Below are 25,052 nucleotides of genomic sequence, written 5' to 3'. Positions count from 1 at the left end.
CAATCCGTCTTTCAATATTGTTTTTCCGCATATACTATTTTTCCTCTTACAATCGTCATGACCGCTTTTCCTTTAAGCTCCCAGCCTTCAAAGGGGGTGTTTTTTCCCTTCGAAAAGAATTTATCACTTTCCACCGTCCACCTTTTATTCAGGTCTATCACCGTAATATCGGCAGGAGCTTTCTCTTTAAGGGATCCTCCTTCTATCCCCAGGATCCTCGCGGGATTTACGCTCATCTTTTTCACCGCTTCTTCAAGGGAAAGCTTCCCCTGCCCGACAAGAAAGGTGAGAATTAAGCCCAGAGAGGTCTCCAGCCCCGAGATTCCGAAGGCAGCCTTGTCGAATTCCACATCCTTCTCGTCCATCGAATGAGGCGCGTGGTCGCTGGCTATCGCATCTATGGTGCCATCCTTCAGTCCCTCTATTAAGGCCTCTACATCTTCTTCAGTGCGAAGGGGCGGGTTTACTTTTGCGTTGGTGTTGTATCCCATTACCGCATCTTCGGTCAAAACCAGGTGATGTGGAGCAACTTCGCACGTGACGGGAATTCCCTGTGCCTTAGCCTTTCTTATAATTTCCACCGAACCCTTCGTGCTGACGTGTGCTATGTGCACCCGGGCACCGGTCTCATTTGCAAGTATGACGTCCCGAGCGACCATCACTTCCTCTGCGCTCCTCGGTATGCCAGGAAGGCCAAGTAGGGTGGATACGTATCCTTCGTTCATTACCCCGCCCGCGGAGAGAGCCGGATCCTCACAGTGGTCTATTACGACCTTGCCGAAATCCCCGGCATACATCAGGGCCCTCCTCATCAGCGACGCATCGGAGATGCAATTTCCGTCATCGGAAAACGCCACAGCCCCTGCACTCGCCATTTCTCCAATTTCTGCAAGTTCCTTGCCTTCCCTTCCCTTTGAAATGCATCCAATAGGAAGCACACGGGAAAACCCTGCTTTTTGCCCCTTAGACAGGATGTAGCTCACTAGTGCAGCATTGTCCACCGGCGGCACGGTATTGGGCATGCAGGCTACCGCGGTAAATCCTCCGGCTGCCGCACTCTTTGCGCCACTTTCTATGTCCTCCTTGTATTCCAGGCCCGGATCGCGAAGGTGGACGTGCATGTCCACAAACCCCGGAACTAGCAGAAGTCCCGAAAGGTCTATGACCTTCGCATCCTCGTCCTTCAGGTTCTCACCGATCATGGCAATCCTTTCACCTTCTATCAAAACGTCCATAATCCCATCGAGTCCTCGGGAAGGATCCAAAACCCTTGCGCCTTTAAGCAGGACCTTCAATTCCTTTCACCTCCTATAAGCATGTAGAGCACCGCCATGCGGACAGCCACCCCGTTTTTCACCTGCTCGTTTATTAGCGATTGTGGGCCGTCCATAGCTGCGGAACTCAGCTCTATTCCCCTATTCACCGGTCCAGGGTGTAAAAGGAGTGCATCCTCTTTTGCCAGTTTCAATTTTTCTTCGTCGATGCCGTAAAACTTGAAGTACTCGCCGGGGGTCGGGAACATGGCCTTCTTTTGGCGCTCCAACTGAATCCGAAGAGGCATCACCACATCTGCATCTTTTATTGCATCCTCAACATTTTTTGCAAGAACGGCACCTAGCCTTTCCACTTCTGCGGGAATCAGCGTACCGGGGCCGGCCACGTACACTTTCGACCCCATTTTGGTAAAGCCGAAGATGTTGGAACGGGCTACCCTGCTGTGCAGTATGTCTCCGACAATAGCCACCTTCAGTCCCGAAAGCGTCCTTTTTTTCTCCAGAACCGTGAGCATGTCAAGAAGCGCCTGCGTCGGATGTTCGTGGGTGCCATCTCCCGCATTTATAACCGGAACATTTACGTGGCGTGCCAAAAATTCCGCGGCTCCCGAGGACGGGTGGCGGATCACGATGGCATCTATCGCCATCATCTCTAACGTCTTTGCCGTATCCTTCAGCGTTTCCCCCTTCTGGACACTGCTTGCCGACGTTGAAAAATTGATGGTATCTGCGCTCAGGTACTTGGCAGCAAGTTCGAAAGAGTTCCTCGTCCTGGTGCTGGGCTCGTAAAACAGGTTCACAACGGCTTTTCCTCTAAGGGTGGGGACCTTCTTGATGTCCCTTTCCATGATTTCTTTTAATGAGATGGCCTGGTGGAGGATTAGCGAAATTTCCTCTGCCTCAAGTTCCCTTATGCCGAGAAGGTGTCTTTTTTTCAGCAAAATCCTTCCCTCCTTCAATTTTAAAAACCCTGCCGGTGAGACGGCAGGGTACGAAAGCCAGCTTACGAAAAAAGCCTTCCTCCGTCAGGCGGAGAAAGGCTGTACTTTCGTCTTTTTTCTTCCCAGCTTTCACCTTACCAGCCTCACGGGACCAGTTTAAAGGTGAACGACCGTTATTCGATTTGTTTTTGACTAGAATACCATAGAAATAAGTATTTGTCAACATGAAGATTTATGGTACATCACAGATATGTTATTATAAAATTAAAGAGGTAAAAAGGGTGAAGATTAAATGAACATTCAATCCCTCAAGTCTTTTATAGCCATTGCAGAAACAAAATCCATGTCCCGGGCTGCGGAGCTTTTATTTGTTACACAACCCGCCTTGAGTCAGCAAATAAAACAATTAGAAACACATTTTTCGGTGCAATTACTTGAGAGAACCAATCGAGGCATTAAATTAACCGAAGCAGGTAAAATCCTATACGAACATGCCCGGCAAATAGTAGCGCTCTACCAAACCCTTGAGAAAGAAATGGAAGGTTTTAGGGCATCGATAACAGGGAGCTTAACAGTCGGAGCATCATCCATTGTAGGAGGTTACGCAGTGCCATGCAGCATTTTCATTTTTAAAGAAAAATACCCGGAGTCGCATATTACGCTAAAAGTTGGAAATAGAAGACAAATTTTAGACGACCTAAAAAGCGGCACAATAGATATTGCTATCGTTGAGGGTGAAAAGCCCGATGGAAATTTATTTTCAAGCGAAATTGGAAATGATGAGATGGTCGTCATAGCGCCCAATAGAAAACCGTGGAATGAACGAAACATTTTGAGTCTAGACGAATTTTTAAAACAACCTTTAATTATGCGAGAAGAAGGTTCTGGAACAAGACAAATGATAGAAAAATATCTATCAAGATTGGGAATAGATAAAAACCAACTGAATATAGTTATGGAATTAAGCAGCGCTGATTCAATCAAAGCCGCGGTGGAAGCCGGACATGGTATTTCTATCATGCCGAAATTAGCTCTAAAAAAAGAACTTTACAATAAAACTCTAGTGGCTTTAAAAATAGAAAATATATCTTTTTTTCAAAAAATTCATATAGCTTATAAGCATGAAAAAGCTCAAAGCAACGTGGCCCAAGCTTTTATAAAATTCATGCATTCCCCTAACCGCGGTTTTTGTTAGCCTGAGAAGGTATGGTTATTGTCAATTTCCATATACCGTTGTCCACTTCTTCAACACTGCTTTTAAGTCTTCTCCTCTTCATCTCTTCTATTATTGTCGTAACAGCACAACTGTGGTCGGTAAGAAGGACTATCCTGTCCCCCGGCTGCAGTTTTTTTATTTTTGACTGCACTTTAGAATTAGGTATAGGACACATATCTCCCAGTGCATTTATAAAATGTTCGGCCATTGTCTTCACTCCTCCGGCATGTCCTTGAAAACATTTTCAACAAGCGGACAAAAATATACTTTGGGTCCCTTATACTACAAAACCCTTTTGAAATACAGTTATAAGTTTGCCTTATAGCAATATAAATTTTATTAATTTTACATCTGAACATATTTATTGTATTTTAATAATAGAGAAAGTGATATTCTTCACTTGTAGAAGGGGGGTGTAAAAGTGGAACAGCAGGCTCAAACTTCTTTAAAATCAAAGTTGCAAAGCACTAAATCAAAACCCATTGCTAAAAGGAAAAACCAAATTGGATACGGTATCGCTCTCCTAGCATTAATTATAGCATTTGGAGTTTTTTTAGCCAACATAAAAACAATGCTTGTTATTAGATGGATGATAGGGATTGCTCTTGGTTTCGTACTGCAGCGTTCAAGATTCTGTTTTACCGCAGCTACCAGAGACCCATTCTTGACCGGGAGTACTTCCCTGCTCAGGGCGGTTATTGTGGCAATTCTCATAGCGCTGATAGGTTTTTCCGCAATACAGTACAGCGCTTTTTCGGCCGGAAAACCTGTCCCAGGTAATATAAGCCCTGTTGGTATCCACACACTGTTAGGCGGTATCATATTCGGCATCGGTGCAGTCATTGCTGGTGGATGTGCTTCCGGAACTCTTATGCGAGTCGGCGAAGCCTATATGATGAACCTTCTCGCACTCGTTTTTTTCATAATCGGTTCAGCCTTCGGTGCGTATCATTTTGGCTGGTGGAAAGCAAATGTCATAAAAAACTCGCCGGCTGTGTTTTTGCCGGATGTCCTGGGTTGGCCATTAGCATTCTTCGGCTCCATTTTGGCCCTATTCGGCCTTTACTTCCTAGCTCTGTGGTGGGATTATAGGAAGGCCGAATAAAAAAGATGCGATTTAAAATCCATTGAGACTATAGATCAACGAAAGGGGTATCGAACATGGCAGAAGTTCATCTCGACTGCTTGGGTGAAGCTTGTCCTGTTCCTCTTATAAAAACCCAAAACAAATTAAAGGAGTTAAATGTAGGAGATATACTGATAGTCGAAATAGACCACAGTTGTGCTATGAAGAACGTTCCCGAATGGGCAAGAAAAGAAGGCTACCCAGTAGAAATCGAGGAAATCGAAGAAGGTCATTGGTACATCTACATTGAAAAAACAAAATAAGGAGGGTCGTTGTGAGTAAATTTAAGGAAGAATCCGAAAAGTTGAAGAGAGCCTTATTAAAGGACCCTTTTCCCTACTGGCTGGGTGCAATATTTCTTGGATTATTGAATATAGTAATATTCATATTGACGAATCACGGCTGGGGTATAACCACTTCCATTGCTCACTGGGGGGCATGGCTGGCAAAGTCTCTCGGCGCTTCTCCTGAAAAGTGGGCCTTTTATCAAAGCGAAGCAAACGCAAAAGCCCTATCGGGAGGATTTTTGCAGGACGGTGGCTCTATTCAAAATCTGGGTATTATTGTCGGCGCTTTACTCGCTGTTTTACTCGCTTCCCAGTTTAGAGTTAAAAAGATTAAAAGTTACAAGCAGGTTGTAGCCGCAATTTTAGGCGGGCTCATGATGGGTTATGGCGCGAGGCTCTCCTACGGGTGAAACATTGGGGCACTTTTTAGCGGCACGGCTTCGATGTCGCTTCACGGTTGGATTTTCTTCCTAGCCATGTTTATCGGCGCCTACCTAGGCTCAAAACTTCTCGTCAAATATTTCCTTACTTAATTTTCGGCGGGGGCAACCCCCGCCGAGCTCATGAGTAGAAAAAATTTCTCACAAGGAGGAGCTTCAATGCCGAAAAATATTGAATACTATGACGTCGTAGTCATCGGCGGTGGACCCGCCGGCATGACAGCAGCCATTTACTGCGGGAGAGCAAGATTAAAAACAATTTTATTGGAAAAAAACTTACTTGGAGGACTTGCCACCTATACAAATGAAATAGAAAACTATCCTGGATTCCCTGAAGGAAGCACCGGCAACGATTTAATGAAGCTTTTCGAAAGACAAGTAAAAAAATTCGGCGTGAAGATAAAGTACGCGGATGTAACGGGTGTAGAGTTAGAAGGTGAGACGAAAGTCGTAAAAACATTCAGAACTGATTATCATGCAAAGGTAGTTATCATCGCAACCGGCGGAAAGCCCCGGCTTACTGGTGCAAAAAACGAAGAGAAATTTCTTTTTGGGAAAGGCATTTCTTTCTGCGCTACTTGCGATGCTGTTTACTACACTGGCAAAGATGTACTGGTTGTAGGTAGCGGAGATGCTGCCATTGAGGAATCCATATTTTTGAGCAGGTTTGCAAATAAAATATATATTTCTGTAATTCATGATGTTGGAATAATGGATGCAAATAAAGTGGCTCAGGAAGCAGCTTTAAAAAACGAAAAATTACATTTTATTTGGAACACAATGGTAGATGAGTTTGTGGGAGAGGACAAATTGGAAACGGTAATTTTACGGAACGTAAAGACTAACGAAAAAATTCCCGTAAAGGTGGATGGTTGCTTCTTGTTTATAGGTTATGTACCAAATACAGATATCTTTAAAGGTATACTCAACATGACCGAAAGAGGATATTTAATAACAAATGAGAAGATGGAAACTAACATTCCCGGAGTATTCGCATGCGGAGATGTCAGAGAAAAAATTTTAAGGCAAGTTGCAACTTCTGTCGGAGACGGGGCTATTGCAGGATTTATGGCCGAAAAATACATCGCAGAAACTGAAACTTTTGAAAAGGAATTTAAAGGAGTAAAAGGACCTCAGCTTGTTTTTTGCTACGATCCTACCGATGCTCTGTCGCGGGAAAAAATGACCATAATTGAAGAGTACGGCAACCATCATCCCGAAATAAAAATAAACAAGATCGACGTTTATAAAGGGAAGGGACTTGCGCAAAGGTTGAGCATAAAAGGAGAACCCTGTTTAGTTCTTTTATTTGACGGAGAAATAAAAGAAGTAGTGCCCCTTGTGGAAATTACAAGAAATTCATTAGAAGAAAAAGTAAGAACAATAATGCATAATTAAAGCCCGGTAGACCGGGCTATTTTTCTCCATCAACTTTTTCAAGCAACGCTAAAATTATCGACTTTAACAATGCTGCAGTAGGAACTGCCAAAATTAATCCCCACAAACCAAAAAACGTTCCGCCAACCAATAGCGAAAAAATGACTGTTACCGGATGCAGGCCTAGATTTTCCCCCATTATATGCGGAGATATTATCCCACTTTCCAATTGCTGGATCAAGACAAAAATAACCACTATCCCAAATATCTTGCCTGGATATTTAAGCAGGGCTATTGCTATAGCCGGCATCGCCCCGATAATCGGTCCAAAGTAAGGAATTATATTTGTAATTGCCGAAAGAATTCCTATCAAGAGCGCGTAATCTATCCCCAACAAATAGAGCGAAAAGCCGGTCAGTATTCCAACAATTAAACTTACTATAAGCTGTCCTCTTATATAACGCCCTAAAGCGGAATCTATCTTTTTCATCCAATAGAAACAGTTATCCCGATAGGCAGGCGGAATGTATATTGTCATACTTTTTTTAAGCTCGTCCAAATCCTTTAAGAGGTAAAATCCGATTATCGGACCAAGTATAAAGCTGAATAAACCTGAAAAAAAACCCGGCAATCTATTGGTTAAATTATGCAAAACACTCATTAACCTGTTTTCCAGTTGAATTATATTCCTATCTATAACCTCCTGCATTCCAATCGGCAAATTATCCCTATATCCTTTTTTAAAAGTATTGAAAAAGCTTTGTATTTGTTTAGCATAAAAGGGGATGCTCTCTATCAATTTATTTAGCTCTGACATTATTACAGGAATTACGCAAAACATCGCAACTGCTACTGAACAAATTAGAATAAAATATATCAATGCCACTGCCACTTTTCTTTTAAAACCCTTACTTGTTAAGAACACCACTATTGGGTTGAGGATATAAGCAGTAAGCACTCCAACACTACAGGGAATTAACACATTATAGATTTTTTCCCTCAATTTGTATACAAAAACAGCCAACAGGATCAATGTAATAAATAAAAAAAGCCGGTATAAAAACTTCCGGTCCAAAGTATACTTTACATTCATTATGGCATCACTCTTTTTCGCCAACTCGCTTCATTAAAACTGTCCGTTTTTTTAGCCCTCTCGAAATTTTATAAAGTTTTTTCCCTGCTTTAAATGCCGATGAAGGCCCTAAAAAAGTCGTTATAAAAGTGCCCGCTAAAAAACCTGCAAAGAGCCCTCCCCAAAAGCTGAGTTTCATTTAAAAAGCATTACCTCCTCTCGCTGCTTCATTTCTCCCATAAGGCAGAAGCGTTCCATCATCCGCCAGTTCATAAATCGTCACTTTATTGTGGTTTACAGAAAACTCTACGTAACAATCCCAGCAATAATACTGATTGTTACCAACCTTACCGGTAGAATTTCCACCGCACAGAGGGCAATTCAATTCTTCCACCTTCTTAAAATTGTAATACCTTTTATATTTTCTCCAAAACTTGCAAAAAATACACCTTTTTTATTCCAAATGAGCCGTTTCGTTAACCTTAATTATGAAAGAACCATCGCTACATACATCACCGCTGTCGTCCAAGTTTACTACTGTAACCGAGGCATTGCTTATTTTAAATTTCCAAAAATGTTTAATATCCAAGTCCAAAATGCTCATCAAAACTGCCCTTATCGGGCCGGCATGAGTAACAACCAAAATATCCTCGTTTTTGTGTTCTTTGGCAGTTTTCCTCAAGAATCCAACTACCCTTTGGGTTAATTCTCTCAAATTTTCGCCCTCCGGCGGTCTTATTTCACCCGGGTCATTTAACCACATAGAAAACTCTACAGGGTATTTTTTTTGTAATTCCTCAAAAGAATATCCTTCCCAATTCCCAAAATTAATCTCCCTTAGCTCCTTTTTTAAAATTACGTCAAGGTCGCGGGGACTTGCAATCGCAAATGCCGTCTCATAGGCCCTTTTAAGGTCGCTAGAATAAACGGCACGAAAAGTCTCTCGCTCCAGGGCTTTTGCAAGTTTTTTTGCCTGTTCCCTCCCTTTTTCGCTAAGAGGAATATCCTTTTGACCTTGATATAAAAAATTTCTATTCCATAGCGTTTCACCATGTCTGACTAAAAATATCCTCGCCAAGGCTCTTTCCCCTTTCAAAGTTTCCCTAAGATGAAAAAGATATAGAGGGCTGCAATTTCGGAGAATTCATTTACCGCACCATAGGTATCTCCCGTCATGCCGCCAATTTTCTTTAATATGTATACCGAAAACAAAAGGCCGGATATAAAACTTAGAATAGCCAAAATTATCCCCTTAAACTCCCCTGCTGCAAAAGCCAATATTAAACAAAAAACTGTAGGTAAGACAAGCTGAAAAGGAGATTTGTTCTGACTGAACACTTTCCCAAGTCCTTTTTCTCTGATGTAAGGGAAAAGGACGACAGACCACGTCATAACCCATCGCGAAATGACTGGAAAAATAAAAAGCAGTTTCGGCCTGAACCAAAGGGGCACAGAAACCAAAGCGGAATACTTTAATAAAAAAAGGGCAACAACACCCATTACTCCGAAAGCACCCAGACGACTGTCCTTCATCACGTCGAGCTTTACGCTTTTTTCTTTCCCGCAAAAAAGTCCATCCATCGTATCCGCAAAACCGTCTATATGTAAACCACCCGTAATCACCGTTTCAACAACCACTATTAAGCACGCTAGCGCCGGAGCTGGAAGGTAATTTTGCAAAATAGCATTAACCAAAGCCAAAACAATTCCGATAACGGCTCCCACTACCGGAAAGTAGGGTAAAGAACGGATTATGTCTTTCTCTTCAAATTTTATATGAGGAAGCGGAATCCTCGTCAAAAATAAAAGAGCAATGTAAAAGCCCATTTTTTCACACCCTCGCCATTGTTAAAATCAGAATAACTTCACCCACAATTAGTCCCAGCATCGCAGTGCACACGCTGAGATTTACCGAAAGCTTTATGTCCTCAGGGTCTATCTCCCTCTTTTTTTCACCCATATAAGGGCAAAAATGAAGTTTTCCCGAATAAGAATTCCATCCCCCAAGGCGAACACCGAGAGCTCCGGCAACGGCCGCCTCAGGAATCCCCGCATTGGGGCTTTTATGCTTTCCAGCATCTTTCAGCATCGTCCTTAAAGCGTTTTTGCCGTCGAGCTTCAGAAAAAAAGATGCCGCCACAATTAAAATACCACCCAACCGTGCCGGAACGTAATTCAAAATATCATCCATTTTTGCCGAAAACCATCCGAAGTTTCTGTATCTTTCGTTTTTGTAGCCTACCATCGAATCTAGAGTGCTCGCGGCTTTAAAAGCCAGGGCAAGGGGCGCTCCACCAATAAATGCGTAAAACATAGGGGATATAATTCCGTCGACGGTATTCTCTGCTACCGTCTCAACCGTCGCCCTGCATATCTCTTCTAAAGGAAGCTTATCGGTGTCCCTGCCTACAATGCCTCCGAGTCGCACCCTTGCTTTTTTTATATTTCCCGCTTTCAACTCTGCCAGTATCGCAAGGGCTTCGTCAGCTAAATTTTTTGTAGCAATGGACGTATATACCAGCCATACCGACAATGCAAATCCCAACCAATAATTAATTTTATAACATGCTCCTATTACTGCTGAGGTCATGAAATACACCGTGGGAACAGTTAAAATCCATAGAATAATTCCCGCCACTTTAAGCCCTATAGGGGTCTTAAAAATGCCGTAAAGAATCCTTTCCAAAAAAGTTATTAGTTTCCCGATGAGAACTACAGGATGAGTTGGGCGAACAGGGTCACCCAGCAACAGGTCTAGAACAAAAGCAAAAATAACGATTATGCCCTTAGTATATTCTGCCATGGTTATTTATCCACCTTTTCGCCCATTTATAATTTGACTCAACGCTTCGATTAAGATTTCGTTTGCCCTCCTATCTTTAACCGCCACCCTGAAATATGTATCGTCCAAGAAAGCAAAATCGCTGCACGTCCTTATCAGCATCCCTTTATTCAGAAGTTCCCGCGCAAGAAAACTTGCTTTAAAGTTCCCTGTTATTTTAACTAGAATAAAATTTGCCGCTGGTTCGAATGGCTTAAAGAAATTGAATTTTTTTAAATTCCGCCATAAAAAATCCTTTTCCCTAAAAATGTACTCCCTAGTTTTTTTTATATAGTCCTCATCCTTTAAAACTTCTTTCCCAACAGCAACTGCAAACGTATTTACATTCCATGGATCTTTGAGTTTTTCTATCTTATCGATTAATTCCTCGCTTGCAATTGCAAATCCTATACGCAATCCAGGTAAGGCAAAAAATTTCGTCAATGAACGCAATACTATAAAATTGGGATTTTTAATGACCTCTTTGCTCAAACTCTCATGTTCACCTATGAAATCTATGAAAGCCTCATCCAGAAGCAGGAAAGCACTCTTTTTTTTGGCTTCATATATTAGTGTTTTGATGATTTCTCTTCTTACAAGGTTCCCCGTAGGATTATTGGGATTACAGATTATTACCAACGCTCCAGAAGATATCTTCTTTATTACCGATTCCACAAAAGCGTTGTCCCACACAAATTCATTTTTCGTCATGTCCAATAGGTCCAGCTCGATCCCTCTGTTTTTTGCTGCCAGAGCATATTCGGTAAATGTAGGTGAAGGTATTATAACCTTTGAAGGCCTTAAGGTTTCAAGAACGAGATTAATGAGTTCCACGGACCCGTTCCCCGGAAGTACGTTTTCTTCGCCCACACCGTAGTAAGAGGCAGCCGCTTTTCTGAGCTCCCGCTGCTTTGGGTCGGGGTAATAAATTATGCTATCGATATTTTTCTTTATAATTTCTCTCACCGAATCGGGAAATCCAAGGGGATTTATGTTCGCACTAAAATCCAACAGGTCTTTATAACTAATACCGATTTCTCCAATAGCCTCGTAGATGTTACCGCCGTGAAATCTTGTTTCCATAAATATCACCGCCTGTTCACAAGACTTGCGGTCCTATATTTTCTATTTCCGTCCTAATTATCCTGTATTCTCCTCCGTAATGTTTCATTATGGTTCTCAACCCTTCGAAGAAGTTTTTGTCGGGGATGAAGTTTTTTTCGAAGAATATACCGACTGCCGACCCGCTGTGAGCGATGTTGAGCCCAAAAGCACCGCACTTTTTGCTCAAAGCTATCGCATCTTCCAAAAAGGGCTTATGCAATATCTCCTGGTGGGCCACAGCGCTTTTAACCATGGCCTCTCCAAGTAGTCTAAAATTCTTTTTAGCGAAAGCCTGTCTGACCAGATATAGGGCTTCCTCTACTGCCGGTTCCTTTTTTCTATTTAACTCCTCGAGGTCTTTTCTGCTGTTAAACGTTATCGTATCTACTTCCTCCTCAGGGACAATTATATAAACGTTCATCGGCGGGAGCTGCCCCAGACTTTCTCTCCAGGTTCCCCGAAGGTGGTCGAAAATCACGCATCCCTTGTACATCACGCCATCGCTCGGTTCTATAGACAAAGCTATATCCGCCACAAGGTCTGGTGATATATCTTTGTTTACAGCTTTGGCAGCAGCAAAACAAGCTGCCACAATATCGGCAGTACTTGAAGAAAGACCCTTTCCTACAGGTATTTGAGATATAATGCGCAGGCTGAAATCTGCTTTATCAAACCCCCAAAAATCCAGGAGCTTCCTTACGGCATACCAAGTTTTTCTTTGTTCTTTAGGCACTTTTTTTTGATTTGCGACAAACCCGTCTTCTTGCCTTTCGAGCAACTTAATTTGCACCGTCGTATAAAGGGCAACGGGACAGGTGATGAGAAAGTTTTTTCCATTTATCATCCCCTGTACTATTTCACCGCAGCTTGCAGGACACCGAGCTTCTCCAATCAAATTTCTCACTCCTGAACCGCCTTTATTTAATCTTTATGGGTATGCCTGAAACCATAAAATACACCTCATCAGAAGTTGCAGCTATTATCTGATTTACTTCTCCGAGCAGGTCTCTATAAAACCTCCCTAGAGGATATTCCGGCACCAACCCCAACCCCACCTCATTAGAGACTATGATAACCTTTTGTTTTAAACTTTTTGCCAATTCTAGCATATTTTCGACTTCGTCAATGTATGCTTTTCTAAAATATTCCCTCTCCTTCTCATCTTCCACATCAACACCGCAAACCCAATTGGATGTCAGCAAAGCCATGCAATCGATAAGGATAGCACTGTATTCATCATAATTTTCGTCTTCTTTTATATGTTTTAAGACCCTCGATAGAAATTTATGTTCTTCGAAAGTTTTCCATGTCGAAGGTCTCCTTTTTCTGTGAATCAAAATGCGATGTTCCATCTCCTCATCTAAGGCCTGGGCTGTTGCTATGTATATTACTCTTTCTCCTAACTCTCCTGCTTTTTTCTCTGCAAAGCGACTTTTCCCGCTGCGGGCTCCACCCGTGACGAAAATTATCTCCACTTATTTCATCTCCCGATTCAGTTTCAAAGTCTGAAGTCTTTTTTGCTCTTCCTCAGCAAAAGATACAGGAAAAACGGCCCACCGAAAAGCGCCGTAAGTATGCCTACCGGCAGCTCTGTAGGGGCTATAACTATTCTTGACACCGTATCGGCCAGCATAAGATAAAGTCCTCCTGCTAAAGCCGACATGGGATACAGTTTCCAGTGGTCAGGGCCAACCACCATCCTCATAACATGGGGTATTATAAGCCCCACGAAACCTATAACTCCGCTCACCGAAACTGCAGAAGCAGTCAAAAGCGATGCTGCGGCTAGACATACTTTTTTTAGTAATTCTATATCTACCCCTGTAAAAAAAGCCGTATTCTCACCCAATTGAAAAATATTAAGCGCTCGAAGGTTGCATATTCCGAGCAAAAAGCCTATGACCCCGTAAGGTAGATTCATGGATACTTCTTTCCACCCTTGCGATGAAAAGCTTCCCAAAAGCCAAAAATAGATTTGATGCAGCTTTTGGTCGCTAAAATACATTAAAAACGACACCAGAGCCGATATGAAGCTGCTTACCGCTATCCCCGAAAGCAAAAGAGTATTAGAATTAGCCCTTCCGGCAATACTCGCAACCATGTAAACAATTATTACAGTCATGAGAGAGCCCAAAAAGGCAAACAGGGGTATGGGCCCCAATCCCATAATACTTACCCCAGAAAATAACAAAATGGCCAGAGCTGCCCCTAAAGCCGCACCGGATGATGCGCCGATAATGTAAGGATCAGCAAGGGGATTGCGGAAAATGCCCTGATATATTACTCCCGCTGCAGAAAGTTCAGCTCCAACAAGGAAGGTCAAAATTATCCTGGGAAGCCTCAATTTTAAAATTATAACCTCATGGGATTGTGACCACATAGGATGCAATTTATTTTGCAAAACCGGAACTTTGCTAAGTATAATTTTTAAAATCTCTGAGGGAGGGACGCTGACAGCCCCTACCCCCAGCGAAAACAGACTTCCTACCAACGTTAGAATCAGCAAAAGTAGGTATATTTTTCCAACCCTTTTTTTTGCATCCATCAAATAACCCTCGTTAATCCTTAAAAATTTCCGGGTGAATGATTTTTGCAAACTGTTCAAGTCCATCCACCAATCTGGGAGTGGGCCTTTGGATTATATTTTCATCGACGTAATACACCTTTCCTTCCTTTATAGCTTTTATATTTTCCCAGCCCGGACGCTTTATTATATCCTCCTTCGTCTGATTGCTGCTTCCGTGATGGGAGAAAATTATTATGTCCGGATTTTTTTCTATGATCATCTCTTGACTGTATTCAGGATACGACTTTGCCGCGTCGGATGCAACATTGATACCTCCCGCATTTTCTATAAGATCATGGACGAAGGTGCCGGGTCCTGCTGACGTGATAGGTGACGGCCATAGTTCGTAAAATACTTTCGGCCTTTTGTCCTCAGGTATTGAAGAAACTTTTTCTTCGATGGATTCAACCCTTGATTTCAGATTGGCCACAAGCTCTTCAGCCTGCTTTTCTCTATTTGTAACCTTTCCAACTAACAACAATGCGTCTAAGACCTCATCTATATTTTTCGGATTTAACACCAAGATGGGAATTTGCAATTCTTCCAGCTTTCTCACCGGTTGCTCGTGCATGCTCGTTGCTAAAACTAAATCTGGTTTTAAAGTCAAAACCTTTTCCATATTGGGATCTGCAAACCCGCCAATTTTTTCCTTCTGCTTTGCTTCCTCAGGGTAATCGCAATAATCGGTGACTCCAACAACTTTATCGCCAAGTCCCAGGGCAAATAGGATCTCGGTGTTGCTGGGAGCAAGAGATATTATGCGCTCGGGTTCTTTCTCGATTACTACCTCTCTTCCCATCTGGTCCTTTACCGTCAACGGATATGCACTGTTGGAGTTTTCTTTGGTATCGGTTTTGGAATTCGACTTGCAAGATGCCAAAGTTATGGCAATTGCTACTGTAAGGATGACAACAAGCATTTTGTAAAAGGTGAATTTGCTTTTCACATTATTACCCCCCACATTTTAATTTGCCTTTAAAAAATAATCCCGGCCTTTCAGAGCCGAGAAACATTCTTCTAAAACAGTACTCCCCCTTTCCTCCGAAGGCTTCGTACTAGAAAACCAACAGGCAGGTCTCCTGGCTTCCGGTTCATCTTCCCTGCGCCTTCCCAGGATTTTTCATCCCAGTGGCCTAGCAGTTCATCACCGGTTACAGTGGCGGGGCCGCTCAGGAATTTCACCTGATTCCCTTTTAAACCCAAAGGGTACCTGATGGCAGTTATTCATTTTCCCTAAATTATTATACTTCAAAAACAGATACTCTCCAAGTTATTTAATTTCCTCTAAAACTTTATTTAGCATTTCCTTTATTTCAGCGGGGTTTTCCATTTCTAAAGCTTTATTTGCAATTTCCCTTGCCTGATCATAGGTTAGGGATCTAATTACCTTTTTGACCTGCGAAATGGAAGTGGCGCTCATAGAAAATTCGTCAAGACCCATCCCCAGAAGTATTGGGGCAGCAAGGGGATCGCCAGCCATTTCCCCGCACATACCTGTCCACTTTCCAGCCCTGTGGGAGGCGTCGATTACGTTCTTTATCAACCTCAACACCGCTGGATGGAAGGGCTCATACAGGTTTGCGATTTTCTCGTTCATCCTGTCTACCGCCAGTGTATACTGGATGAGGTCATTGGTGCCAATGCTGAAGAAATCAACTTCCTTTGCGAGGATGTCGGCAGTTACCGCAGCCGATGGAATTTCCACCATTATACCTACTTCCAAGTTTTCGTCAAAAGGTATTCCCTCATGCCTTAATTCGGCCTTCGCCTCTTCTAAAATTTCATTAGCTTTTCTCAATTCCGACAGGCTAGAAATCATCGGGTACATTATTTTAATTTTCCCGTAGTGGCTTGCTCTCAGGATAGCTCGCAATTGCACTTTGAATAACTGAGGATTATCCAGGCACATTCTTATAGCTCTCCACCCTAAAAACGGGTTAAGTTCTTCGGGCATTTCAAGGAAAGGCAGCTTTTTATCCCCACCGATGTCCAGAGTTCTAATTATCACAGGCCTTGGATACATTGCTTCTGCTACCTCTTTGTAAGCCCGGAACTGCTCTTCCTCATCGGGGAGGGTTTCCCTGTCCATATAAAGAAATTCAGTCCGATAAAGACCTATGCCTTCGGCGCCGTGCTCAAGCGCCCCTTTCACATCTTTTGGCGTCCCGATATTGGCAGCCAATTCCACACGCCTTTTGCCGTCTTTCGTTTCAGCGGGAAGATCTTTCAATTTTTTCAATTCTTCCTTATACCTTTGATACTCGAGTTTTAATTCGTTGTATTGTCGCAAAGTATCCTCACTTGGATTCACTAAGACTATACCCTTATTTCCATCGACTATGACGGTATCCCCTTCTGAGACTTCATTAGAAATGCTGCCCAATCCCACTACCGCCGGGATTTCCAAGGATCGAGCCATTATTGCCGTGTGAGAGGTCCTGCCTCCCATATCCGTGGCAAAGGCCTTTACTTTTTCCTTATCCATCTGCGCGGTATCCGAAGGAGTCAAATCTCTTGCAATGACGATGACTTCTTCGGCCAATTCTGCCAGAGATCGAATCGGGATACCAAGCACATTCTTTATTAGTCTTTCACTCACATCTTTTATATCGGCTGCCCTTTCCTTGAGGTACTCGTCCTCCATACTATTGAACATATCAACGTACTTTTTAGATACCTGACTTATGGCGTTTTCAGCAGTTATTCGCTCGCTCTTTATTTTTTCCCTTATCTCATCCATAAATATAGGGTCATCTAAAACCATGATGTGGGCGTCGAAAATCTGAGCCTTGTCTTTTCCAAGCTCACGCTCGGCCTTCTCTCTAATTTTTATTAGCTGCTCCCTGGACTTTGCAATACCTTCTTCCAAACGTTTTATTTCACCGACAATTTTCTCTTCAGCAATATTAGCCGTATCTATCTTAATTTCGCTTTCTTTTAGCACAAAAGCTTTTCCTATTTCGATGCCCGGCGAAGCCGCAATCCCTTGATACATCTTATCCCTCCGCTAATCCTTTTTTAATATTTCTTCTACTTCTTTTACTATTCTGTAAGGTTTAGTAATGATCCTAATGGGTAACGAAAGGAGAAATTTTGTGATGTCTTTTTCAAGCTCTTTTGTCATCCTGTAAGGTTTTGTTATTATCCGTTCGATAAATTCTGCCGCATAATTTTCTAATAATTTCTCCCTGTTTATTTCTATTTCACTGCCGCATTCTTCACATCTTATGCTTTTCAAGATTTTTCCTACATAGGTCACTACGTGAGGTGTATCTTTATTACAATGAAGGCAATAAAGCTCAGCCTTCATTTTTGAGGTCATATAAAAAACTCCCTCGTCTTTCGATTAATAAATTTAATCTTTTTTTAACTATACCTCGAAAATTAAAAAATATCAATATTGATTTTTAGTCACAGCCCTAACCAATCAGCTTCTCTTGCATTCTGCGCAACTGCAAAATTAGCGAGCCTTCATCTAATCTAATAGAATCATAAGTTATTACCTGTCCTTTTTTCACATTTTTTATCATTACCACGTTGCTGTTTACCAGTCCTATCGGCAGGGCGTTTTCTTTTTTCGCGTTTTTATAAGTATCTATTAAACCGTAAACCGTAAAACCTCCGATGCCGTCAAGGTGTTCCCCAACTTTTAAATCTTTTTTTGCTACTGCTATGGTCTCGGATACCGGAGCACCCTTAGGTACTATTGTAGGCTCCTTGTAAATGTACGCCCTGGCGATCGAAAGGGGCGTTTCTATGCTTGTCAGGTGGTAAGGACGATAAAGTACATAGTTGGGGCCTTCACCCATGGAAAGATAAGCCAATTCTTCTTTAATAGCCTCTAAATTGGTCTTAACAATTGCGAAAACTCCCGGTGCAACACCGTTGACGTATTCCACTACCTGATACCTTTCTAAAATTCCCCCCTCTTCTTTTAATCTGAATATTTTTGTCAATTCTTTAACGCTCGCACTGGGTCCTATTAACCCCCTCCTGGTGGGCATAAAACCGGTTGCATTGGAAACAGCAGTTAGTTCCACCATGGTTTTAGTGCCGTCTTTGAAAGATGCCAGCATTCTAGGGCTCATTTTCTTCTTGATAGCTTCTTCCATAACCGAATCGGGGTTAGCTTCCAAATCGAGGGGGTTATTTTTACCCTTGCCTAAAACCAATACCTCAAATCCTAGGGCATCAGCAAAATCATATAATTCTTTTATTGCCCCTGGTTCATCCCCGGCAGATACAGTATATACCACCCCCGCACTATCTGCCATCTTCTTCAAAATCGGCCCCACTGTCACATCCGTTTCAACGTTTAACATCACTATATGTTTACCGTTATAAATTGACTCTAATGCAATTTGCGCTCCAACCTCGGGCACTCCTGTTGCATCCACTATGACATCAATCGGTATAGCTCGCGTAACGGTACTAAAATCTTCCGTTATTACATACCTTCCCCTTGCTACCCATTCTTCCACTTCCGCAGGCGTTCGCGCCGGAAATATATCGTCTTCGGACACCCCCGCCAATATGTAAGCTTTTTTTGCTTCTTCTAAATCCCTATCGCATACGGCTGCCATTTTAATGCCTTTCATGCAAAAAATCTGGCTCACAAGTCCCCGCCCCATCTGACCAGCGCCTATTAATCCCACGTTAATTTTTTTCCCGCTGGCCTCTAGCTCCATAAGTTTTGCATTCAAATTGAGCATATAGTCTTCTCCCTTCCTCCATCATCTTCTTTCTCCTATATGTTAACATTTTTATTCAGTTCCCATCAATCATTTATACAAAATTACCAAACTCAAAATAATTCTTATCGATACTGCACAATATATTAACGCAAGACATAAAACAGAGGTGGGTTTTTTAATGGCAAAAAAAGATAAAAGAAAAAAAGAAAAAGCAACAGAAAAGGAGGAAATATCAAGGGAGCTTGCTGTAAGAAAAGAAGCCCTCGACAAAATCCGGGGTATGAGAAAAGTAATAGACCCCGAACGGGGGCCAGAAAACAAAAAAAGCCCGCATTAAATAAAGAACACGGGCTTATTTTTCATGCGGCATTACTTGTTCGGCACTTTTTTCCAATCCTCGAGGAAGCGCTGGATGCCTATATCGGTCAAGGGGTGTTTTACCATCTGCTCCAGAACTTTATAAGGCACAGTAGCTATGTCAGCTCCTGCCTTTGCAGCGTTGACTACGTCCATTGGCGTCCTGATACTGGCAGCTATAACTTTCGTCTTTATATCATGAAGCGTAAAAATATCGACAATATCCGAAACCAGAGCTATACCATCCTGGCTTATGTCGGTAAACCTTCCGATAAAAGGACTCACGTAAGTTGCACCAGCCTGGGCCGCTAAAAGAGCCTGGCTTGGTGAGAAAATAAGGGTAACATTGGTTTTAACGCCATTTTTACTCAATTCTTTTACAGCCTTCAATCCTTCCCACGTCATCGGAATTTTAATTACTATGTTTGGATGCCACGAAGCTATTTCCATAGCCTCTTTTACCATGCCCTCGGCATCGAGACTGACAACTTCCGCGCTTATGGGTCCATCTACTATTTTTGTTATCTCCAAAATCGTCTCTTTAAAATCCCTTCCTTCTTTTGCAATCAGGGTTGGATTGGTTGTAACGCCCGAGATAACTCCCAATGCCGCAGCTTCGCGTATTTCGTTGACGTTGGCCGTGTCCAGGAACAGTTTCATACTTTTAATACCTCCATTAAACTTTTTTAGTCCGGCATTATTATATTTTACGTGTTGATGGCAAGTCAATACTATGGTTTTAAAAAAGAACTACAACAAAATTTACAGCTTAGGTATAAAATGTGGTAATTTTTTCGGTATATTTTTTTGATGTATGCATCATAAGAACACAAAAATATATTAATTCATTTTGGAACAGAATTTGCATCTAAATAGTTCTCGGAAGGATATGTTAATAAAACTTAATCCAAGGAGGCATAATTCATGCAAGAATTCAACTTATTGAACGAAGAATTAATTTTAATTCGTCTCGAAGCTGAGAAAAGAGAAGAAGTATTAAAAGCTCTTGCTAATCTATTGATATCAAGTGGTTATGTAAAGGAAAGTTTTTTAGAAGCAATTCTAGAAAGAGAAAAAGTATTTCCAACTGGACTTCCCACTGAAGGAGTAGGAGTTGCTATACCTCACGCCGACATAATTCACGTAGTAAAGCCGGCTATAGCAATAGGGGTTCTGAATAAGCCTGTTAAATTTTCGATCATGGGAAATCCAGAAGAAGAAGTTGATGTTAAACTGGTTTTTATGCTAGCAATCAATGAACCGACAATGCAGATAAACTTACTTAAAAGTTTAGTGTCTCTTTTCCAAGATAAAAAACTACTTCATCAGCTTTCTGAAACTAAAAACAAGAAAGAATTAATATCAATTCTATCTCGCTCAATAAAAGTTGGAATTCTTGCTTAAAAATATTCCGAAGGAGGAGGTGAAAGATTGAAGGTTTATAATCTTATATAAATTACAATTTATTAAAGTTTTTAGACGGGAGGATAAATAATGACAGTAAAAAAAGTTATAGTTGCCTGTGGAACTGGTATAGCTACTTCTACAGTAGTAGCAGATAAAATTGCCGAGGCCTGTAAAAAAGAAGGAATTAACGTAAACATTATCCAGTGTAAGGTAACAGAACTCAGAAGCTACTCCGATGGAGCAGATCTTATAGTTTCAACAACAATATTAAAAGACAATTTCAATGTACCAATTATTAACGGTCTTCCATTTATAACAGGAATTGGCGAGGATAATGTCATTAAAGATATCGTTAATATATTAAAAAACAAATAATAATGATATTTCATAAAACATTTAAAGGGGGTTTTTTAATGTCAGTCATTAGGTTTATCTTAGATTTAGGTGCAGTTGTAATGCTACCAATTATTATCTTCATTCTTGCAGTAATTTTAGGTGAAAAACCTGGTAAAGCGTTTAGGGCAGGAATTACCATAGGTATAGGTTTTATCGGAATCAACCTGGTTATTGGTCTTTTGAGTAATAATTTGGGACCTGCTGCAAAAGCAATGGTAGAAAATATGGGAATAAAGTTGGATGTAATAGACGTAGGTTGGCCTGCAGCAGCTGCGATAGCTTTTGCTTCTAAAGTAGGAGCTTTCGTAATACCTATAGGCCTTTTAGTTAACATAGTAATGCTTGCCACGAAAACCACAAAAACGGTTAATGTAGATTTATGGAATTACTGGCATTTTGCCTTCACTGGTGCACTTGTGACAGCCGCTACAGGAAGTTTAACTTTAGGAATGGTAGCTGCTGCAATCAACTGCGCAATTGTATTGAAGCTTGGCGATTGGACGGCTCAAATGGTACAGGAATTCTACGGTCTTCCAGGGGTATCATTACCTCATGGATTTTCAGCTGCATATGTGCCTATTGCAATACCTTTGAATAAGATTATTGATAAAATTCCAGGAATCAACAAAATAAATGCTGATCCAGAACAAATAAGTAAAAAATTTGGCGTATTTGGTGAACCTGTAGTTGTTGGTTTACTGCTCGGAATAATTCTCGGCCTATTAGCAAAGTATGATGCAAAAGCCACATTAAACCTTGGCATGTCCATGGCAGGTGTTATGTTCCTTATGCCTAGGATGGTTAAAATTCTAATGGAAGGTCTTATGCCTGTGTCCGAAGCAGCTAAAGCTTTTATGCAAAAGAGATTTGCTAGCCAAGAATTTTATATTGGACTTGATTCAGCCGTAGCTATAGGACATCCTTCCGCAATAGCCACTGCACTTATACTTGTCCCTGTAACCATTTTCTTAGCTCTAGTAATCCCAGGAAACCGAGTCTTACCATTTGGCGATCTAGCTACAATTCCTTTTATGGTTGCTATGGTAGCACCTATATGTAGAGGTAATGTTTTTAGATCTGTAATAATTGGCGCTATTGTTATTGCTGTAGGACTTTTAATAGCCACAAATGTATCTCCCCTTCATACTCAAGCGGCAATAGATGCAGCTTTTAAATTTCCGGAAGGAGCTACGAAAATATCTAGTATCTGTGACGGAGCTAACCCCTTAACTTGGATATTGCTAAAGATTATGCAATTTTTCGGCTGATATAATTATACAAATTAATTCAACTCACTCAGTCCCTATTTTTATTGGAATGATTACTTATCTAACACCAACAAATATATGTATCAGGCTTTGGTAGTTTGCTAACTCCGCAAAGTTTCTAATATAGTTCAATTAAGCTCGTTTGGCCCTGGTCACCAATAGGCGTTGCCCAGGGCTCTATTTATTTGCCTGCGAACCAACCACCATACCCTTTTTTTAGTATTGATATGTTCATGCACTACTCGCTTCAGTAACTCTATTGCCCGAGATTTAGCTCTCAAAATAAATATCCCCTGAATCCGTGATTATTAAATTCCAAAAAACCTTGTACGAGTAAGGGAAAAGTAGTAAAATCAAGTAAGGGGACAAAAAACGCAACAGGAAAAAAATAACCCCTAAGGTGAATATGAAATTTAAGATTGTAAGGATAAACGAAATTCTTACTCCCGTCAGCGGACTTGCCTGTGTCGGAGTCCTTCTCAATAAAACAGGTTTCAAAAGTCGGTTAAACAATGCGAAAATCTCCAAAATGCCAGAACCGGACATAAAAAACAGCGACGTTGCAATATCATATATCGGCCTCCTCTGTCAAGGAAAAAATGACTTTGATAGCATTGAACCTTTCCGCCAGGACAAATTTTTTAAATCCGCCTTGGGATCAGAAAAGTCCCTTCAAGTCCGACTCTGCGTCAGAGATTTGATATGGCAGGCAGCATCTGGAACAACATCATACTTGAAGAATTGGCTCTCTTGCTTAAGAAAGCGGGAGTAAAGATTACACCCTGCTATAAAGATTACGTAGCTTTGGATGTCGACGTATCCCCATTATGACAACTCAAAGACTAAAAAAGAAGGCGTATCCATGACATACAAAGGTTTTGAAGGATACTCTCCTATTATCGCATATCTGGGTCAAGAAGGTTATGGAGTAAACATCGAGCTGCGCGAGGGAAAACAACACTGTCAGAAAAACACGCCTGAATTTATAGATGAGAGCATTCGCTATGCCAGAGCTGTTACGGATAAGCCTCTGATAGTAAGGATGGATGCAGGGAACGACAGCATAGAAAACATAAAAATACTCATAAAGCAAGAAACGAAAGTCGATTACATAATAAAGCGCAATCTTCGGAAGGAAAGCCCTGAAGGATGGCTTCAAATAGCACGCAACATAGGTAAACTCATAAAAGTTAGAGAAGGCAAAGATATTTATTAGAGTTATGCCTGAGATTGAAGTAAGCACATATTATACATCGCTACTAGAAGAAGAACCTGAAGTTATCGAAGCCTTGTATGCGGAGCATGGGACAATCGAACAATTTCATAGCGAGCTAAAGAGCGACATGGACCTTGAAAGGCTGCCTTCCGGAAAATTTGAGACAAACGACCTTCAAAATCTAATCACGATAGCATCCCGGGTATTTTTTCATGCAAATCGTTTCAAATTAGGGTTATCAAGGGATGAACCGTGGTTTAGAAGCTTCCGGCGTATTTATCAGGCTTTTGCCTTTGGAAACTGAGCATTTGGAGTCCAAGCGTAATATTGTAGATGAAATCTCCTCCAAAACCGCAGAAAATTTTAGTTTTTAAGAAGAGCTTTCCATGGAAATGTCCCGCATTTATGGATTATATTGCAATCCTTATCACGGATTCAGGTTTCTGTAATACTACCCAATTTTTCCTTTCTTTCTTGTCTTTGTATATCTTTTCACAGCTTATGAAGTTCTTCTTCAAATTCAGAAAAAGTGTATTTTTCCGGAAAGTAACTCTAAAATTTTTTGTGCACAAAGCAGGAATGTTTTAAATACATACAGAATTATTTCCATAAGACCTCACCTTCCTGTTGAGTTTTTTACTCATCCTGGTTAGAGGATGGTGAGGTCTTTCTTCTATATCCGTCCTGGTTTTTCCTTCTTTTTGACCTAAGAAAATTTTACACCATCTTAATAAACACCCACGCCCTCCCCATATACTCTGCCTTTCCTTAAGCATGGGTTTCTTCTTCATCTGGCCGTGGTTTTTCCACCGACCTTCGGATTCCACTTACCGGCGGACACTTTTGCTTTCGGCTAGCAGGGTAGTACAGCCTTGTCCGCAATAAACCTTTACCATCGAGCTAACGCTCATATAACGTATGCATATAAAAAAGCCGCATAAAATTGCGGCCTAATTTGTCGCTCATAAATCAATCTTCGCCTTCACATCTTATGAATCGGCATCCCTAAAAGGTCGAAGGACGCCTCCATAACGGTCTCCGAAAGGGTCGGATGGGCGTGGATGGTGTCCGCCAGCTCCTCGGCCGTGCACTCGAGTTTTATAGCAAGTACGGCTTCTGCAATGAGCTCCGTCGCTCCCTGCCCTATGATGTGGACACCCAGTATCTCGTTCCATTTAAAATCCGCTATTATCTTGACAAACCCTTCTGTCTCGCCCAAAGTAAGAGCCCTTCCGCTCGCTATAAAGGGAAATCTCCCTATTTTTATGCCGTCTCCGTAGATTTCCCGGGCCTCTTTTTCTGTAAGGCCCACGTAGGCAACTTCCGGGCTTGTAAAGATGCAGCTCGGCACGGCCCTGTAGTCCATCACTTTGTTTTCTCCAGTTGCGTTGGCAGCAGCCACAATCCCCTGGTGCGACGCCACGTGGGCCAGCTGATATCTGCCCGTTATGTCGCCTATCGCATATACTCCTTCTACGTTCGTCCTCATC

Annotated in this window: 28 protein-coding genes, 2 pseudogenes and 1 riboswitch; of the genes and pseudogenes, 10 read left to right on the top strand and 20 right to left on the bottom strand. The window is 41.7% G+C overall.

Annotated features, from left to right (window positions below; translation table 11 throughout):
* Nucleotides 1-11 precede the first annotated feature (11 nt).
* Together BUB66_RS10420 and BUB66_RS10415 are read right to left on the bottom strand one after the other, a co-directional pair.
* Entirely contained in the window at nucleotides 12-1,295 is a 1,284-nt protein-coding gene (locus tag BUB66_RS10420; RefSeq protein WP_073258258.1) for a dihydroorotase, read from the bottom strand.
* Nucleotides 1,292-2,218: an aspartate carbamoyltransferase catalytic subunit gene (locus BUB66_RS10415; RefSeq protein ID WP_073258280.1), complete on the bottom strand. Its 927-nt coding sequence runs from the start codon at nucleotides 2,216-2,218 to the stop codon at nucleotides 1,292-1,294. Before BUB66_RS10415 ends, BUB66_RS10420 begins: the two co-directional genes overlap by 4 nt.
* A 289-nt stretch (nucleotides 2,219-2,507) precedes the next feature.
* Between BUB66_RS10415 and BUB66_RS10410 the strand changes: the two genes are divergently transcribed.
* On the top strand, nucleotides 2,508-3,410 hold the full coding sequence (locus BUB66_RS10410) for a selenium metabolism-associated LysR family transcriptional regulator (RefSeq protein WP_073258256.1): 903 nt from the start codon (nucleotides 2,508-2,510) through the stop codon (nucleotides 3,408-3,410).
* Here the strand turns inward: BUB66_RS10410 and BUB66_RS10405 are convergent.
* Nucleotides 3,391-3,639: a sulfurtransferase TusA family protein gene (locus BUB66_RS10405; RefSeq protein WP_073258254.1), complete on the bottom strand. Its 249-nt coding sequence runs from the start codon at nucleotides 3,637-3,639 to the stop codon at nucleotides 3,391-3,393. The genes BUB66_RS10410 and BUB66_RS10405 overlap by 20 nt on opposite strands.
* Nucleotides 3,640-3,888: 249 nt before the next feature.
* On the opposite strand from BUB66_RS10405, the gene BUB66_RS10400 reads away from it, so the two are divergent.
* From BUB66_RS10400 to BUB66_RS10385, 4 genes and pseudogenes are all read left to right on the top strand, one after another.
* The gene (locus tag BUB66_RS10400; RefSeq protein WP_073258278.1) at nucleotides 3,889-4,536 is read left to right on the top strand and encodes a YeeE/YedE thiosulfate transporter family protein; all 648 of its coding nucleotides are present in this window, start codon (nucleotides 3,889-3,891) and stop codon (nucleotides 4,534-4,536) included.
* Between the two features lie 56 nt (nucleotides 4,537-4,592).
* Nucleotides 4,593-4,820 carry a sulfurtransferase TusA family protein gene (locus BUB66_RS10395; protein ID WP_066354337.1) on the top strand — a complete coding sequence of 76 codons (228 nt, stop codon included), beginning with the start codon at nucleotides 4,593-4,595 and terminating at the stop codon, nucleotides 4,818-4,820.
* A gap of 11 nt (nucleotides 4,821-4,831) precedes the next feature.
* Nucleotides 4,832-5,377 (top strand): annotated as a pseudogene (locus BUB66_RS10390) (YeeE/YedE thiosulfate transporter family protein).
* 66 nt (nucleotides 5,378-5,443) lie between these two features.
* Nucleotides 5,444-6,682, top strand: a complete 1,239-nt coding sequence (locus BUB66_RS10385) for an FAD-dependent oxidoreductase (RefSeq protein WP_073258252.1) — start codon at nucleotides 5,444-5,446, stop codon at nucleotides 6,680-6,682.
* A gap of 16 nt (nucleotides 6,683-6,698) precedes the next feature.
* Here BUB66_RS10385 and BUB66_RS10380 read toward each other — a convergent pair whose 3' ends face one another.
* From BUB66_RS10380 to BUB66_RS10320, 14 genes are all read right to left on the bottom strand, one after another.
* Nucleotides 6,699-7,754: an AI-2E family transporter gene (locus BUB66_RS10380; RefSeq protein WP_073258275.1), complete on the bottom strand. Its 1,056-nt coding sequence runs from the start codon at nucleotides 7,752-7,754 to the stop codon at nucleotides 6,699-6,701.
* Between the two features lie 7 nt (nucleotides 7,755-7,761).
* Nucleotides 7,762-7,932 (bottom strand): hypothetical protein, encoded by a 171-nt coding sequence (locus BUB66_RS12190; protein WP_159431531.1) that lies wholly within the window; start codon nucleotides 7,930-7,932, stop codon nucleotides 7,762-7,764.
* Nucleotides 7,933-8,118, bottom strand: a complete 186-nt coding sequence (locus BUB66_RS10375) for a hypothetical protein (protein WP_073258250.1) — start codon at nucleotides 8,116-8,118, stop codon at nucleotides 7,933-7,935.
* A 69-nt stretch (nucleotides 8,119-8,187) separates the two neighbouring features.
* Nucleotides 8,188-8,811 (bottom strand): alpha-ribazole phosphatase, encoded by a 624-nt coding sequence (gene cobC, locus BUB66_RS10370; protein WP_073258248.1) that lies wholly within the window; start codon nucleotides 8,809-8,811, stop codon nucleotides 8,188-8,190.
* 14 nt (nucleotides 8,812-8,825) lie between these two features.
* Nucleotides 8,826-9,560 carry an adenosylcobinamide-GDP ribazoletransferase gene (cobS, locus tag BUB66_RS10365; protein ID WP_073258246.1) on the bottom strand — a complete coding sequence of 245 codons (735 nt, stop codon included), beginning with the start codon at nucleotides 9,558-9,560 and terminating at the stop codon, nucleotides 8,826-8,828.
* 4 nt (nucleotides 9,561-9,564) lie between these two features.
* The gene (gene cbiB, locus BUB66_RS10360) at nucleotides 9,565-10,536 is read right to left on the bottom strand and encodes an adenosylcobinamide-phosphate synthase CbiB (RefSeq protein ID WP_073258244.1); all 972 of its coding nucleotides are present in this window, start codon (nucleotides 10,534-10,536) and stop codon (nucleotides 9,565-9,567) included.
* Nucleotides 10,537-10,542: 6 nt separating this feature from the next.
* Complete coding sequence (gene cobD, locus BUB66_RS10355) at nucleotides 10,543-11,637, bottom strand: threonine-phosphate decarboxylase CobD (protein WP_073258242.1); 1,095 nt, start codon at nucleotides 11,635-11,637, stop codon at nucleotides 10,543-10,545.
* Nucleotides 11,638-11,653: 16 nt separating this feature from the next.
* Nucleotides 11,654-12,562 carry a GHMP family kinase ATP-binding protein gene (locus BUB66_RS10350; RefSeq protein WP_244269834.1) on the bottom strand — a complete coding sequence of 303 codons (909 nt, stop codon included), beginning with the start codon at nucleotides 12,560-12,562 and terminating at the stop codon, nucleotides 11,654-11,656.
* 13 nt (nucleotides 12,563-12,575) lie between these two features.
* Nucleotides 12,576-13,133, bottom strand: coding sequence for a bifunctional adenosylcobinamide kinase/adenosylcobinamide-phosphate guanylyltransferase (gene cobU, locus BUB66_RS10345; RefSeq protein WP_073258238.1), 558 nt, complete (start codon nucleotides 13,131-13,133; stop codon nucleotides 12,576-12,578).
* Between the two features lie 23 nt (nucleotides 13,134-13,156).
* A complete protein-coding gene (locus BUB66_RS10340; RefSeq protein WP_073258236.1) occupies nucleotides 13,157-14,203 on the bottom strand; it encodes a FecCD family ABC transporter permease in 1,047 nt (348 codons plus the stop codon).
* A 13-nt stretch (nucleotides 14,204-14,216) separates the two neighbouring features.
* Complete coding sequence (locus BUB66_RS10335; protein WP_244269833.1) at nucleotides 14,217-15,170, bottom strand: ABC transporter substrate-binding protein; 954 nt, start codon at nucleotides 15,168-15,170, stop codon at nucleotides 14,217-14,219.
* A gap of 106 nt (nucleotides 15,171-15,276) precedes the next feature.
* A riboswitch (cobalamin riboswitch) is annotated at nucleotides 15,277-15,453 on the bottom strand.
* A gap of 41 nt (nucleotides 15,454-15,494) precedes the next feature.
* Nucleotides 15,495-17,219, bottom strand: a complete 1,725-nt coding sequence (ptsP, locus tag BUB66_RS10330) for a phosphoenolpyruvate--protein phosphotransferase (RefSeq protein ID WP_073258234.1) — start codon at nucleotides 17,217-17,219, stop codon at nucleotides 15,495-15,497.
* Between the two features lie 12 nt (nucleotides 17,220-17,231).
* Nucleotides 17,232-17,546, bottom strand: coding sequence for a bh protein (locus BUB66_RS10325; protein ID WP_073258232.1), 315 nt, complete (start codon nucleotides 17,544-17,546; stop codon nucleotides 17,232-17,234).
* Nucleotides 17,547-17,643: 97 nt separating this feature from the next.
* On the bottom strand, nucleotides 17,644-18,936 hold the full coding sequence (locus BUB66_RS10320; protein WP_073258230.1) for an NAD(P)H-dependent oxidoreductase: 1,293 nt from the start codon (nucleotides 18,934-18,936) through the stop codon (nucleotides 17,644-17,646).
* A gap of 160 nt (nucleotides 18,937-19,096) precedes the next feature.
* Between BUB66_RS10320 and BUB66_RS12250 the strand changes: the two genes are divergently transcribed.
* Complete coding sequence (locus BUB66_RS12250; protein ID WP_188092899.1) at nucleotides 19,097-19,255, top strand: hypothetical protein; 159 nt, start codon at nucleotides 19,097-19,099, stop codon at nucleotides 19,253-19,255.
* 32 nt (nucleotides 19,256-19,287) lie between these two features.
* Here the strand turns inward: BUB66_RS12250 and fsa are convergent, their stop codons facing one another.
* A complete protein-coding gene (gene fsa / locus BUB66_RS10315; protein WP_073258228.1) occupies nucleotides 19,288-19,935 on the bottom strand; it encodes a fructose-6-phosphate aldolase in 648 nt (215 codons plus the stop codon).
* A 264-nt stretch (nucleotides 19,936-20,199) separates the two neighbouring features.
* On the opposite strand from fsa, the gene BUB66_RS10310 reads away from it, so the two are divergent.
* The 4 genes and pseudogenes from BUB66_RS10310 to BUB66_RS10295 all read left to right on the top strand — a co-directional run bounded on the left by BUB66_RS10310 (nucleotide 20,200) and on the right by BUB66_RS10295 (nucleotide 23,866).
* Nucleotides 20,200-20,679: a PTS sugar transporter subunit IIA gene (locus BUB66_RS10310; protein ID WP_073258226.1), complete on the top strand. Its 480-nt coding sequence runs from the start codon at nucleotides 20,200-20,202 to the stop codon at nucleotides 20,677-20,679.
* A 90-nt stretch (nucleotides 20,680-20,769) separates the two neighbouring features.
* On the top strand, nucleotides 20,770-21,057 hold the full coding sequence (locus BUB66_RS10305) for a PTS sugar transporter subunit IIB (protein WP_073258224.1): 288 nt from the start codon (nucleotides 20,770-20,772) through the stop codon (nucleotides 21,055-21,057).
* A 38-nt stretch (nucleotides 21,058-21,095) separates the two neighbouring features.
* Nucleotides 21,096-22,346 (top strand): PTS galactitol transporter subunit IIC, encoded by a 1,251-nt coding sequence (locus BUB66_RS10300; protein WP_073258222.1) that lies wholly within the window; start codon nucleotides 21,096-21,098, stop codon nucleotides 22,344-22,346.
* Between the two features lie 406 nt (nucleotides 22,347-22,752).
* Nucleotides 22,753-23,866 (top strand): annotated as a pseudogene (locus tag BUB66_RS10295) (IS1380 family transposase).
* Between the two features lie 280 nt (nucleotides 23,867-24,146).
* Here BUB66_RS10295 and BUB66_RS12185 read toward each other — a convergent pair.
* Both BUB66_RS12185 and BUB66_RS10280 read right to left on the bottom strand, forming a co-directional pair.
* On the bottom strand, nucleotides 24,147-24,389 hold the full coding sequence (locus BUB66_RS12185) for a hypothetical protein (RefSeq protein ID WP_073258218.1): 243 nt from the start codon (nucleotides 24,387-24,389) through the stop codon (nucleotides 24,147-24,149).
* A 155-nt stretch (nucleotides 24,390-24,544) separates the two neighbouring features.
* Nucleotides 24,545-25,052: NAD(P)/FAD-dependent oxidoreductase (locus BUB66_RS10280; protein WP_483188918.1), on the bottom strand; the 508-nt coding region annotated here is incomplete at its 5' end.

Source organism: Caldanaerovirga acetigignens, from assembly GCF_900142995.1.
Lineage (GTDB): Bacteria > Bacillota > Thermosediminibacteria > Thermosediminibacterales > Thermosediminibacteraceae > Fervidicola > Fervidicola acetigignens.
The sequence above is the reverse complement of the archived record's forward strand: the minus strand, read 5'-3'. Positions and strand labels throughout refer to the sequence as shown.

Bases quoted from the DNA above. Each gene is read 5' to 3' on its own strand.
- BUB66_RS12250 (WP_188092899.1), top strand. From the start codon at position 19,097: ATGGCAAAAAAAGATAAAAGAAAAAAAGAAAAAGCAACAGAAAAGGAG.
- cobS (WP_073258246.1), bottom strand. From the start codon at position 9,560: ATGGGCTTTTACATTGCTCTTTTATTTTTGACGAGGATTCCGCTTCCT.
- BUB66_RS10380 (WP_073258275.1), bottom strand. From the start codon at position 7,754: ATGAATGTAAAGTATACTTTGGACCGGAAGTTTTTATACCGGCTTTTT.
- BUB66_RS10305 (WP_073258224.1), top strand. From the start codon at position 20,770: ATGACAGTAAAAAAAGTTATAGTTGCCTGTGGAACTGGTATAGCTACT.
- BUB66_RS10405 (WP_073258254.1), bottom strand. From the start codon at position 3,639: ATGGCCGAACATTTTATAAATGCACTGGGAGATATGTGTCCTATACCT.
- BUB66_RS10385 (WP_073258252.1), top strand. From the start codon at position 5,444: ATGCCGAAAAATATTGAATACTATGACGTCGTAGTCATCGGCGGTGGA.
- BUB66_RS10325 (WP_073258232.1), bottom strand. From the start codon at position 17,546: ATGACCTCAAAAATGAAGGCTGAGCTTTATTGCCTTCATTGTAATAAA.
- BUB66_RS10310 (WP_073258226.1), top strand. From the start codon at position 20,200: ATGCAAGAATTCAACTTATTGAACGAAGAATTAATTTTAATTCGTCTC.
- BUB66_RS10340 (WP_073258236.1), bottom strand. From the start codon at position 14,203: ATGGATGCAAAAAAAAGGGTTGGAAAAATATACCTACTTTTGCTGATT.
- ptsP (WP_073258234.1), bottom strand. From the start codon at position 17,219: ATGTATCAAGGGATTGCGGCTTCGCCGGGCATCGAAATAGGAAAAGCT.
- BUB66_RS10395 (WP_066354337.1), top strand. From the start codon at position 4,593: ATGGCAGAAGTTCATCTCGACTGCTTGGGTGAAGCTTGTCCTGTTCCT.
- BUB66_RS12190 (WP_159431531.1), bottom strand. From the start codon at position 7,932: ATGAAACTCAGCTTTTGGGGAGGGCTCTTTGCAGGTTTTTTAGCGGGC.
- fsa (WP_073258228.1), bottom strand. From the start codon at position 19,935: ATGAAACTGTTCCTGGACACGGCCAACGTCAACGAAATACGCGAAGCT.
- BUB66_RS10300 (WP_073258222.1), top strand. From the start codon at position 21,096: ATGTCAGTCATTAGGTTTATCTTAGATTTAGGTGCAGTTGTAATGCTA.
- BUB66_RS10410 (WP_073258256.1), top strand. From the start codon at position 2,508: ATGAACATTCAATCCCTCAAGTCTTTTATAGCCATTGCAGAAACAAAA.
- BUB66_RS10320 (WP_073258230.1), bottom strand. From the start codon at position 18,936: ATGCTCAATTTGAATGCAAAACTTATGGAGCTAGAGGCCAGCGGGAAA.
- cbiB (WP_073258244.1), bottom strand. From the start codon at position 10,536: ATGGCAGAATATACTAAGGGCATAATCGTTATTTTTGCTTTTGTTCTA.
- cobD (WP_073258242.1), bottom strand. From the start codon at position 11,637: ATGGAAACAAGATTTCACGGCGGTAACATCTACGAGGCTATTGGAGAA.